Annotated in this window: 8 protein-coding genes and 1 tRNA gene; 7 read left to right on the plus strand and 2 right to left on the minus strand. The window is 57.9% G+C overall.

Annotation, left to right across the window (positions count from 1 at the left end; all coding sequences use genetic code 11):
• The first annotated feature begins 293 nt into the window (after positions 1-293).
• Positions 294-367: transfer RNA gene (locus Q2K57_RS01475), tRNA-Gly, on the plus strand.
• Positions 368-414: 47 nt separating this feature from the next.
• On the opposite strand, the gene Q2K57_RS01480 is transcribed toward Q2K57_RS01475, so the two are convergent.
• Positions 415-4,161, minus strand: a complete 3,747-nt coding sequence (locus Q2K57_RS01480) for an EAL domain-containing protein (protein ID WP_304525963.1) — start codon at positions 4,159-4,161, stop codon at positions 415-417.
• A gap of 810 nt (positions 4,162-4,971) precedes the next feature.
• On the opposite strand from Q2K57_RS01480, the gene Q2K57_RS01485 reads away from it, so the two are divergent.
• A complete protein-coding gene (locus tag Q2K57_RS01485) occupies positions 4,972-5,196 on the plus strand; it encodes a hypothetical protein (protein WP_112054573.1) in 225 nt (74 codons plus the stop codon).
• A gap of 29 nt (positions 5,197-5,225) precedes the next feature.
• A complete protein-coding gene (locus Q2K57_RS01490) occupies positions 5,226-5,546 on the plus strand; it encodes a GGDEF domain-containing protein (RefSeq protein WP_258396063.1) in 321 nt (106 codons plus the stop codon).
• A 171-nt stretch (positions 5,547-5,717) separates the two neighbouring features.
• Here Q2K57_RS01490 and Q2K57_RS01495 read toward each other — a convergent pair whose 3' ends face one another.
• Positions 5,718-6,380, minus strand: a complete 663-nt coding sequence (locus tag Q2K57_RS01495; protein ID WP_258396064.1) for a metallophosphoesterase — start codon at positions 6,378-6,380, stop codon at positions 5,718-5,720.
• 388 nt (positions 6,381-6,768) lie between these two features.
• Here Q2K57_RS01495 and Q2K57_RS01500 point away from each other — a divergent pair, with 388 nt between their 5' ends.
• The 4 genes from Q2K57_RS01500 (at position 6,769) to putA (ending at position 12,557) form a co-directional block, all read left to right on the plus strand.
• A complete protein-coding gene (locus Q2K57_RS01500) occupies positions 6,769-7,149 on the plus strand; it encodes a hypothetical protein (RefSeq protein WP_112054576.1) in 381 nt (126 codons plus the stop codon).
• 74 nt (positions 7,150-7,223) lie between these two features.
• Entirely contained in the window at positions 7,224-8,024 is an 801-nt protein-coding gene (locus Q2K57_RS01505) for a helix-turn-helix domain-containing protein (RefSeq protein WP_304525964.1), read from the plus strand.
• Between the two features lie 358 nt (positions 8,025-8,382).
• Positions 8,383-9,372, plus strand: coding sequence for an IS481 family transposase (locus tag Q2K57_RS01510; RefSeq protein ID WP_304525965.1), 990 nt, complete (start codon positions 8,383-8,385; stop codon positions 9,370-9,372).
• Positions 9,373-9,383: 11 nt separating this feature from the next.
• Entirely contained in the window at positions 9,384-12,557 is a 3,174-nt protein-coding gene (gene putA, locus Q2K57_RS01515; RefSeq protein WP_304525966.1) for a bifunctional proline dehydrogenase/L-glutamate gamma-semialdehyde dehydrogenase PutA, read from the plus strand.
• Positions 12,558-12,700 lie beyond the last annotated feature (143 nt).

Consider the following 12,700-nt stretch of genomic DNA (forward strand, 5'->3'; position numbering starts at 1 on the left):
GCCCGGCCTTCAAAAAAGGCCGGGCAGCGCTCGTTGCGCTCGCCTCTTCATGGCCGAGCCACCTCTCGCCATACAGGCAAAAAAAACGCCATGTGAGAGCACATGGCGGTAAGGATCGGAACCTGAGTATTCACTCCTAACTGCGACTGCTATCGCCAAGGAATTTGTACTCACCTTCTGTGACCGCGCCCTACCGAAAACTATCCATCCCGCTCGAAAAAATTCTTACACCACCATTTCTCGGTCCGAGGCTAGACGCTGTCTAACACATTGGTTACAGTGCCAATCGGTTCGCGGGTGTAGCTCAATGGTAGAGCAGAAGCTTCCCAAGCTTAAGACGAGGGTTCGATTCCCTTCACCCGCTCCAAAAGCCCGCATCATATTGCTCAGACTGCCCTTCCCTCCTCGTAAGCATCAGAACTCAGGAGTTCGAGCAAGAAATTGCTCCAGTTGTTCAAGCGGCATTGGCTTGGCAAGCAAGAACCCCTGAAAGATCTCGCAGCCATCATCAGCGAGGCACTGCAGCTGGTCCTCAGTCTCCACCCCCTCGGCTACCACCTGCAGTTCCATGTGTTTCGCCATGGAAATAATGCTTTGAACGATTGCCCTATCGTTGCCATCCACCGCCAGGTCACGGATGAAGCTGCGATCGATCTTGACCTTGCTAACCGGCAGCTGTTTCAGGTAGCTAAGGCTTGAGAAGCCAGTACCGAAATCATCGATGGCTACACCAACTCCCAATTCACGTAGGGCATGCAGAATCGAAATGGTGACTTCCTTATCCTCCATCAATACCCCCTCGGTGACCTCCAGCTCAAGCCAGTGTGGCGGAATATGGCTTTCCTCTAAGCGTTGCTCGAGCTGGCTGAGGAAGGTAGGTCGCTGGAACTGCATCGGCGACAGGTTAACGGCCACGCGGCAGCCTCTGGCTCCGAGTTCCTGCAGCTGCGGCAGGTCCTGACAGACCTGCGCCAACACCCACTCACTGATAGGAATGATCTGACCGGTAATTTCCGCGACCGGGATGAAGTTGCCCGGAGAGATCTGCCCCTTGGTCGGGTGCTGCCAGCGGATGAGAGCCTCAAAGCCCAACACATCACCGTCATAACTCATCAGCGGCTGATAATGCAGGGAAAATTCGTCCTTCTCGATAGCCTCCTGAATGTCCTTCCGTAACTCGACGCGCTTTGACAACCCCATGTTGAAGTGGTGACGGTACCAGAGCGCTGTGTTGCCGCCCTGTTTCTTGGCTGCATACATGGCGCTATCAGCCCACATGATCAGCTGCTCGGGGTGCTGTAATGACATCTCTCGACTCGAGGCCATGCCAATGCTGGCGGAGAGTCGGAAGACGTGATCGTCGACCTTATACGGGCGCGTGAGTGCTGCCAGCAAACGGTCGACGACCTTTTGCGCCTGATGTTCCTGCTCAAGGTTAGGCAAAAGCACCAGAAACTCATCGCCGCCGAAGCGTCCCAGGGTGTCACCGGCACGAAGCTCTGTGGCAAGGCGCTCGGCAACGGCCACCAGCAGACGGTCTCCCATAGCGTGCCCGTGGGTGTCGTTGATCGGCTTGAAGTCATCGAGATCAATGAAGAACACCACCAGCAACTCATTTCTGCGCTGGGCGATTTCAGCATGGTGCTTCAGGCGCTCTTCAAACTTTGCACGGTTATAGGCATCGGTCAGAACATCATGACTTGCCTGGTGAGTCAGCGCCGCCTGATCGGCAATGCGTTGGGTGACATCGTTTACGACGCCGATGAAATGGCTCACTGCCCCGTGTTCGTCACGCACTGGTGAAATGTGCAGATCATTCCAGAATCGCTCGCCATTCTTGCGATAGTTGCACAGCGTCACCTGAACATCACGCTGGTCATCCAGTCCTTGCCGGATTTCCTGAACCGTCTGGGGGTCGGTCTCGTGCCCTTGAAGGAACCGGCAGTTCCGCCCCTTGATCTCTGCGTTGCTATAGCCAGAGATGCGGCTAAAAGCATGGTTGGCGAATATGATCGGCATATCAGTCTGGTTGGCATCGACGATCAATACACCATGAACACTGGCCTCAACGCTGCGCTCCAGGATGCGTAGTCGGGTTTCATCATTCTTGAGCGCAGTGATGTCCTTGGCGATACCAAAGACCCCGGTCACACGATCACCCATCATGATAGGAATGGTCGTGACATCAAGCTCATGGAGAGTGCCGCGTACGTCACGGTTCTGTAGCTCATACCGGAGGGCACGACCAGTCCGGGCAATCTCGAGTAGTGCTTGCCCTTGGGGAATGTCGCCAGTCTCGACGAACTGTGAGAAATGCTTGCCCAACATCTCGCTGGCCGGCAGCCCCGTTATCTCCGCTACTTGCGGGTTCAGGCTCAGGAAGAGCCCCTCCATATCCAAAGAGAAGACCGCATCAGGGTGATGCGTAAACAGGGAGCGATAGCGCTGCTCGCTTTCGACCAGGGCCTGACGGTCACGGTGACGCTCGATGGCCAGGGCGACAAGGTCGACGGCTTTGCTGGCCAGTTGACGTTCCTCGTTATCTGGCGCACCGGGCTCCGAGTGATATAGCGCTACTGTCGCCAAGACTTGCCCACGTGATGAGATCACCGGAAATGACCAGCAGGCGGCAAGCTCGTAGTGCTTTACCAGGTCTTGATAGCCTTCCCAGCGCGGATCTGTCGCCAGATCCTCGCAAATAACCAGCTTGCGCGAGTAAGCGGCACTGCCACAGGCACCGACCTCTGGACCGATTTTGACCCCGGTGAGTGCCTGGAGATACTTGCTAGGCAAGCTAGGGCCAATACCGTCATGGAAATAGGTCTGTGTATCATCACACAGCATGATCGTGCAGAAGGCCCCCGGTACCTGGCGCTCCAGCATTCGACAGACGGCTTCCAAGGACTTGTCCTGAGAGGTCTCCCCGGCAATCAGGGCCTGAGCCCGATACTGATACTGGAGCTGCCGATTGGCATGATCCAATTGCCGCGCACGCCCCTGACTCAGCCTCATGACTCCGATACTGAAAGCCAGCAGATAACTCAGGATCAGGCTGCCGGCACCCACGCCGGTGGAAAGCAGCGACGAGGCCGACCAGGGGCCGGGGGGACCACCGAAGATCGCCAGGCGCAGGGGGGACGCACCGGGAAAATCGATGAAACGCTCGGCGAGCGGCTGCAGGGCCTGTTCGCTATCATCGTGTGCATGGTCTAGCGCCACCGGTTCTCCCAGTAGTCGATCATCCTGCTCGACATGCAGCACATAGTCGCCCAATTCGGGACGCATCTCCCGGAGAAGCAGCATGTTCAGATCTATTTGAGCGACCAGACGACCTGCCGCCGGACTGGGAAGAGGGACTGCGACCAGGGCCTTCAATGGCTGATCGGGAGAGAGAAATAGCCACTTGAGCGAATCGCCTTGAGACAGCAACTGCTGTCTGACCTCATCATCCGCCAGGCAGGCCTCTAGTCGGGACAGCGACTCGGTGTTCTGCGCCTTGCGCCAGCCCACATCCCCTGCCCCATCAACGAAGGCGATGCCTTCCAGGGCGGAGAGATCACGTAGATAGCTATCTGCATCCTGTACCTGCAACGACGCTGTGGACAGGCCTTCCAATACGCTCCAACGTTCACCCATGCGCTTTAACGCCTGCTCATGGCGCTTGATGATCGCTTCGCTGGTCAGTTCGGCCACATCCGCTACATGCGACGCCTGCTCCGCTTCGACCCGGTGTTGCTGCCAGCCGACAAGCAGCCAGCCGAGCGTGCTCAGGGTGACCCCGATCACCGCTGCGGTACAGAGCCCCCGACCAAGCCTGAGTGGAAAACGCTGCCAGTGTTCTGCCGCATAGCGCATGGCCAAGCCGAAGCATAAGTAGAAACCACTGCACAGAGGGCTGCTCATCCGCTGCAGCTCCTGCAAGGCGTCATGGCGTGTGGGTACCAGGACCACCAGGAGGCTGGCCAAGCCTACTAGGAAGAGTCCGTTACCTACTAACTTGAAGCACCAGCGCCTGGCCTGCCCCCGCACGCCAAGCCATAGGCCGAAGGCGATCATCAAGGGAAAGATGGCGGAGGCGATCTGTAAGCTCCCCTTTCCCGCTCCGCTATCGAAGCTCACTCCCTGAGGGGAGATCCCCATGGCCTCGGCCAGCAGATACACGGCATAGAAAGCTAGCAGAGCTGACAGGCTTAAGCGCCACCTCCGGTGATGCTGGATCAACGCCAGGAGGCCAAGCCCGGCCAGCAGCCCTGAGACAGCACTGCCCGGCGTGACCCGCAGGCCAGACGGCAGATGAAGGTCCAGCCCCAGTTGAGCGAAGAGTGCACCAAATACGCCCATCGCGGTGGTGCCGGCAATCAACACCACCAGCCCGGCATCCCCAGCCAAGTGTTGATGCTTGTGTGCAGAATCCATCAGAGGTCATCCCTTACTGAAGTACCATCAGGAGGAAGTTAATACTTTTTCCTTATAACTCAGATGCTTAAAAAACAAGAGCAGCTACATATTTTCACTACACTGTACACACAATTTTTTCCTACACACTCAACAATCAATAGGCGAGTTGGCTGACAAGGTAAGAAATACATGCATTGAAAGACTTAGAAGCATCGCGCAGCGATTCCATTTCTCACGTCAGATGATCGCATTACGGATGATGGGTAGGAAAGAGTGGCATATGCTGCTTAAGCATTAGTTTTCTACGAGGACCACACACGTGGAGTTACACAGCCTGTGGCAGTCGCTGACGTATCCAAAACGCATGGCGAAATCGTTGGCAAATAACCACAGCATCCAGTGCGCCATCATCATGCTGCTATTGTGCCTTGGCGCAGGAATCGTATATGCCACTGGTGGGACGGCTTACGCCTATCTTTATTATTGCTGATCCCCATATTGGTTGCCGCCTCATGATATGCCCTGCCTGGTAGCCTTATCACAGCACTTGTCGCCAGCATATTGATGGCTTTTATGCCTCAAGACGCCAACCGTGGCATCGATCAGGAAAGCGCCAACTATTTGCTCCGTATGGCGCTGTATATGCTGCTGGGTGGCGTTGCCGATTGGCTGTCTCATTCCCGTCGTCAAGCGCTCGTCGCCCATCGCTACGTGGCCCACAGCGATGACCAATCTGGCCTCGCTAACCAGGTCGCACTCAATGAGGGTCTTCACAAGCGACACTCACAGCCCAAATGACTGGTGTGGTCAAGGTAAAGATCACTGACATGTCAGACGTCATCGAAGCCTTGGGCTTAGAAGCTGCCGATGAGCTTCTCTTCGAGATGAGCCAAAAGCTTAGTCGGGCGATTAGTGGTAACCACCAAGCCTACCGCATCACCCCAGATGAGCTGGCTCTGATCGTGCCAGACCTCGAACCACATGATCTCGACACAATCAGTCAGCAATTGCTGGAGGCTGGGGAGGAAACCCCATCCATTCAGCAGATGCCTGTCCGTATCCAGCTGGCACTTGGCAGCGCCATTACCGACATCAACAACAAGATAATGCCAGTCAAGCTGCTACGAGAACCGCACGTTGCAATTTGAAATCCATCCAACGACGGCAGGGGAGCACACATTGAACGCAGCATGTCGTGACCAAACAGACTTGGCGGCATCATTGATCACGCTCACCTTCCGCAAAATGCCTGACGCGATTCCCGGTGGCAACCTGCGGCTTACATACCACTCAAGCCCGTCGTTTTGGCCGACGCCCATTCACGAGATCACCTCCCCCGCCTCAATCAATGTCAGGCGGCCGGTCAAGAAGGCACCGGTGTCGATATAGTGGACATTGCCAAGGCTGGTTGGGGTGCCGACGATGGAGTGCCCCACTACTACAGCATCGATGCCATCGACGGTTGTCCTGTCACCTTCCTTGATGCGCGAGCGACCCCAAATAAGGCGCTCGCGGCCGGAATCATTGTCTTCGAGTTCAAGCCGGGACCTGTCAGCGGGCGGTTCAGCATGCACGATGCCTATACGCTTGCCGGCAACGCTTAGCTCTCTTGCGTAGGGTAGATGGCGCATGGCATCGCTGAGCACCATCTTCACTTCCTTGACGCTCCCTCTCTGCACCCAGGTGCCGCCATTGGCCATCCACAATTCATGCTTGTGCCATTCATCGCCGACGGTGTTGAACAAAGCTTTGTAGGCCAGCATCTCGTGATTGCCTCGCACTCCGAAGAACCAGGGCTTGAACGGCAAAGACAGGCAGTCGAACGATTGTGCGCCGCGATCGATCAGGTCGCCCACGCTGAAAAGGCGATCCCGAGCCCTATCGAAATCGACGCTGGCCATGGCTTTCATCAGCAGGTCGTACTGGCCATGAATGTCGCCGACCAGGAAGTCGCGGCCTTGCGTATTGGCGGCATGCTGCACAAAAAAGGTCACGGCTACGGCTCCTTCTGATCTGCCCACATCGGCTACCGGGCAAGGATGGCGCTATCCAACGCCCACCTCTAGCGGGTAGCACCAAAGATCGAGAGTAGATTCGTCATCAGGTAGCGCCAGCCATGCGGGGGTAACCTGCGCCCTCTGCTGCTCCTGCTCCTGCTCCTGCTTCTGCTTCTCTACTATAGTGCCGCCCGGCCATGGTAAAGTGCGGGCAGACTTGGGCGCTGGCGGCAAAGTCCTGCCTATATGACTGAATAGAGCAGCAAGTGACAGACAGAGATAGCCCACCAACAGGGGTCGCTGAGTGCTCTATACCCGCTACACAGTCGCTCAGTTCCTGAATGTCTTTTCCTTCTACCTGTGAGCCGATCACATGGCTACCTTTCTGCTGATCTTTGCTGTTTGCTTCCTGGTCATCGGCAGTATGGTCGGTGTCATGATGCTGTCGCGCACGCCGCGCTACCGTACAGAGGCTCATGATCTGCTGACGCTATTCGACAAAGCGCTCACCGGCAGCCTCAGCGAGACAGAATGGCATACCGTCATTGGCTACCCAGTGCGTCATGATGAATTCCTCGAGGGCGTTCGCCGCCGCGCGCAGCACCTGATGGATGAGCACGGCCGCCCCTGGCAGGCCGCTCAGGGTGGGTCGCTGTTCTCCCGCAGCGGGCGTGACGATCTTCAGGCGCTGCGTGACCACCTCGCTTCCAGAACGGCGCTACGAGAGGCACGAGAGCGACCACAGTCAGACTAAGGCCGCTGTCTTTCGATTTGCATCGGCGTACAATGGCCGCCTATCTGGTTTAATGTGCCGGGAGTGCCAAACCGATGCCCAGCGCCCTTCATCTTTTCCCGCTCGATACCATTACCAAGCACCATGATCATGACTATCATCAGATCGTGATCGGGGTGGATGGTAATGCCGAGTTCGAGATCGAAGGTCTGGGCGGTTCGATTGCCCCTCTCTCGGGATGCATCGTTCCGGCCAATCACGTGCATTACTACGAAGGGGTGGGGATCAATCGCCATCTCATCATGAACCTGCCATCCGACGCTTTCCCCCTGGCAGGCCAGCACCATGAGTTCGCGCGGCTGTTCGACGCGCCACTGTTCTTCTCGTTAGATGCATCGCTCACCCGCTATCTCGACTTCCTGGTACAAGAACTCAGCCACATGATGGACGGAGCGCCACAGCAGCTGGTGCATCACGAACTGATGGCGACCACCTTTCTGTCCTGCCTTAACGTGCGCCTGCAGCCCGCTCAAGAACTGTCCAACGGGCAACAGCGCATCAACTTGGCCTCGTTGGATCGCTATATTCAGCAACACCTTTCAAAACGACTCAGCGTCGCTGATCTGGCACGTCATGCCTGTCTGAGCGAGGCCCATTTCACTGACTGCTTCCGCCAACAGGCGGGCGTAACGCCTTATCAATATCTGCTGACCAAGCGCCTGCGTACGGCCCAGCATCTACTCCTTTCAACGCGCCTCCCCTTGTCGGAAATTGCTGATCAGACTGGCTTTTCTTCGCAAAGCTCGCTGTCACATGCCTTCCGCCGCAGCTTCGGTCACCCTCCCAGCGCCTTGCGTCGGCCTACACAGCCAACCATTCTTAATAACGCTCCTTAAGACGTAACCAAAAAGTCTAAATATCGACTTACTCTCGCAACCTTTCCCGCTTTTTGACAAATCAAGCCGGGAAATTCGCAAGACGCAAGCCGCGCGCATCACTACATTCATCCAGTCATGAAACGACCACGGGCAGTTCGCGCCTGCCCTGACGTTTCCTGGGCCACGCTTCACCAGCCGGGTTCCTGCCACCTTCGCAGGCCACTGACGTCATGTCGGCAATGTCGCCCGGTCACGCATTGTCATGGGGTATTCATAAATGCTAGATGTCGGGTCCCCGATGATCGAATCGCCTATAGAAGTTATCCTCTGCTAGCCGCCAGAGAGCTTCTTCAGCAATTCATTCGGGAGCAGGTTCATGGACATCAAGCTGCATAAACAAGCGACCACGACACCGAAGATCCGTGCCGAGATCCAGGCAGCCCCCACCAGCATCACGGATAGCGAGTTGGCCCGCCAATATGGCGTCGCCACCGCGACCATCCGGCGCTGGCGGAACCGTGACGATGTCCACGATCGATCTCACACGCGGCACAACCTGCTGGCCACGCTCACGCCCGAGCAAGAGGAGGTGCTGATCGCCGCTCGCGAATTCCTTCGCCTCGGTCTGGATGATCTCCTGGTCGTGGCACGTGAATTCCTGAATCCTCGCTTGTCCCGCTCCGGGCTGCATCGCATGCTCAAGCGGCGCGAGGTGCCGACATTGGCGAAACTGGCTCGGCAGGACGCCGGCGGTGATGAGAAGCCCCGGCACAAGCCCTTCAAGGACTATGAGCCGGGTTTCGTGCACATCGACATTAAACACCTGCCTCAGATGCCTGACGAGCAGCAGAAACGCTACTTGTACGTCGCCATCGACCGTGCCACGCGCTGGGTCTATTTGGAGATCAAGCGCAGTCAGTCAGCGAAGGACGCGCGTGCGTTCATGAAGCAGTTGAAGGAGAAGGCCCCCTTCAAGATCCAGACGGTACTTACAGACAACGGAAAATCCTTTACTGATCGCTTTACTCGGGCCGGTGAGCGTAAGCCCAGCGGCAACCATGCATTCGACCAGGAGTGCCAAGCCCATAACATCGAGCATCGTCTGATCAAGCCGGGCAGGCCGCAGACGAACGGCATGGTGGAGCGCTTCAATGGTCGCATCAGCGACGTGTTGGCGACTCGGCGCTACACCTCAGGCGAAGACCTTGAGCAGACGCTGAAACGCTATATGTGGCTGTACAATCACCACATTCCGCAGAAGGCACTGCATCATCAATCGCCGATTGAGGTGATGAAGGTATGGCAGATCAAGCACCCTGAGTTATTTACCAAGCGGGTGGTTAATCACACGGGACCCGACAGCTAGACGCTAATAACATGCTGGATAGCACCATTTGGAAGCAGGACCTGGATACGCTGTTCGCCCGCATCAGCGATCATTACGTGGTGGATGAAGAAACCTTCGTAGGTGAACTCGTCGACTTCCTGTCCGCCGACGAAGCAGAATTCAAGCGGACAGCGAACCAGGCAGCCGAGCTGGTACGCGAAGTCCGGGAAATGGATACAGCAGTCGATTCCATCGATGAACTGCTCCAACAGTACAGCCTTGATACCAATGAAGGCCTGATGTTGATGTGCCTCGCCGAGGCCATGCTGCGCATTCCGGATAAAGCCACTGCAGACGCCCTGATCGAAGACAAGCTTGGTCCGGCAGACTGGAAGGCCCACGTCGGCAAGAGTGAGTCGTGGTTCGTCAATGCGTCTACCTGGGGCCTTTTGATGACTGGTCGCGTCATCAACCTGGACAAGCCCAAGGAAGGCAAGCCCGCCCACTTCATCAATAAGCTCGTCAATCGCATGGGTGAGCCGGTCATTCGTCGCGCCATGTATGAAGCGATGAAGATCATGGGCAAGCAGTTCGTGCTCGGCCGCGACATCGAAGAGGCACTCAAGCGCTCCAAGCCGCTATTCGATAAAGGCTACACCTACTCCTACGACATGCTCGGTGAAGCGGCTCGAACCCGCGCGGACGCCAAACGCTATTTCGATTCCTATGCCGACGCCATCAAGAGCGTGGGCAAGACCAGCAAGAGCCTGTCGTCCAAGACGCCGTCACCGTCGATCTCCATCAAGCTCTCGGCCCTGCATCCGCGCTATGAATTCGGGCGTCGCGAGCAGGTCCTCGAAGAGCTGGTCGGCACCGTGCGTGAGCTGGCGGCCATGGCGCGCGAGCGCGATGTGGCCATGACCATCGATGCTGAAGAAGTCGATCGCCTCGAGTTGTCGCTGGAAGTCTTCCGTGCCGTCTATGAAAGCGACACCTGCCGTGGCTGGGGCCACTTCGGTTTGGTCGTGCAGGCTTACGCCAAGCGCGCCCTGCCGGTGCTGCATTACATCAATCGCCTGGCCGACCAGCAGGGCGACGAGATCCCGATGCGCCTGGTCAAGGGCGCTTACTGGGATACCGAAGTCAAGGAGTGCCAGCAGATCGGCGTCGACGGCTATCCGGTCTATACCCGCAAGGCCAGCACTGACGTTGCCTATCTGGTCTGTGCCAGCTTCCTGCTGTCGGAAAGCACCCGCGGGCGTATCTTCCCGCAGTTCGCGACGCACAACGCGCACACCATCAGCACCATTCTTGAACTGGCCAACGAAGCAAGTCGGCCCTTCGAGTTCCAGCGCCTGCACGGCATGGGCGAGGCCCTGTACGACGCGGCGCTCAAGCGTGCACCGCAAGGCACTTACTGCCGTATCTATGCGCCGGTAGGGGCGCACAAGGATCTACTGCCGTATCTGGTTCGCCGCCTGCTCGAGAACGGGGCCAACTCCTCCTTCGTTCACCAGTTGGTGGACCCGCGTGTCCCGGTCGAATCGCTTTGCGTGCACCCGGTAGAGACGCTCAAGCAGTACAAGACCTACGCCAACAACCGGATTCCTTTGCCCAAGGATATCTATGGCCCTAACCGCGTGAACTCGAAGGGAGTGAACTTGAACATCAACAGCCAGTACCAGCCGCTCATGGATGAGATGGCGAAATTCATGGACAAGGAGTACAACGCTAAACCGCTGCTGGCCTTCGATGTTGCCGATGACGGCAGTGCTCGCCATGATGTCCTCTGCCCGTTCGACCGCAAGGTCAAAGTGGGCAGCGTGCAGTGGACCAGCAAGGACCAGGCGTCCAAGGCCGTGGATGCCGCCTGGGCTGCCTTCCCGCGTTGGGAGAACACTCCGGTTGCCGAGCGTGCCGCCATCATCCGCCGCCTGGGCGACCTGATGGAAGAGAACCTCGCCGAGCTGATGGCCCTGTGCTCGCGCGAAGGTGGCAAGCTGCTGACCGATGGCGTCGACGAGATCCGCGAGGCGGTTGACTTCTGCCGCTACTATGCGACCCGCGCCGAAGAGCTGTTCGGTAACGCCACCACTCTGCCGGGCCCCACCGGCGAGTCCAACGAGCTGATGCTGTCCGGCAAGGGCGTGTTTGCCGCGATCAGCCCCTGGAACTTCCCGATCGCCATCTTCTGCGGTCAGGTCGTGGCAGCGGCCGTTGCCGGCAACCCGGTACTGGCCAAGCCGGCCGAACAGACCTCACTGGCGGCCAACCGCATTATCGAACTGCTCTATGAAGCGGGCATGCCGCGCGACGTCGTACAGCTGCTGCCGGGCGATGGCCCCACCGTGGGCAGCGTGCTCAGCGGTGATCCGCGCATCACTGGCGTGGTCTTCACCGGCGGCACCGACACCGCTCAGATCATCAACCGCGCACTGGCCGCCCGTGAAGGCGCCGCCCTGCCGACACTGATCGCCGAGACTGGCGGCATGAACGCCATGATCGTCGACTCGACCGCCCTGCCCGAGCAGGTCGTGGCCGATGTCGTGCAGTCCGCGTTCCAGAGTGCCGGTCAGCGCTGCTCCGCACTGCGCGTGCTTTACCTCCAGGAAGACGTGGCCGACCGGGTCATCGAGATCCTCAAGGGCGCGATGGACGAGCTGCATGTGGGCGATCCGCGCAACCTGGGTACCGATGTGGGCCCGGTGATCGACGAGGACGCGCGCAAGGGCCTGATGGCTCACATCGAGAAACTCAAGGGCGAAGGCCGTCTGGTCGCCGAAACCAAACTCGACCCGGTGCACACCGCCGAGGGCACCTTCGTCGCCCCGGTCGCCTTCGAGATCGACAGCATCGACGCCCTGGAGCGCGAGCAATTCGGCCCGATTCTGCATATCGTTCGCTACAAGGCCAGCGAGATCGATAAGGTGGTCCAATCCATCAACGATCGCCGCTACGGTCTGACCTTCGGCGTGCATAGCCGCAACGAATCCTTCGCCGAAGAAATCGCGCAAAAGATTCGGGTAGGCAATGTATACGTAAATCGTAATATCATAGGCGCCGTCGTCGGCGTCCAGCCCTTCGGTGGTCAGGGGCTGTCGGGCACCGGCCCCAAGGCGGGTGGTCCGAACTATCTGTTGCGTTTCGCCACAGAGAAGACGCTGACTATCAATACCGCCGCGCTCGGCGGCAACGCGTCGCTACTCGCGATGGGTGATGAATAACCCGGATCGAGTAGTCTGCCCTGCGGGGGATGCCCCCCGCAGGGCGGGAACGTACGAAAAGGCCTTGTAGATCGTCTATAACTAAAGCAGGGCCCTTTCGGCGTTGGACAACAATAACTGCAGAAGGACGACTCAAGATGATA

It is taken from the genome of Halomonas sp. I5-271120 (assembly GCF_030553075.1).
Classification (GTDB): domain Bacteria; phylum Pseudomonadota; class Gammaproteobacteria; order Pseudomonadales; family Halomonadaceae; genus Onishia; species Onishia taeanensis_A.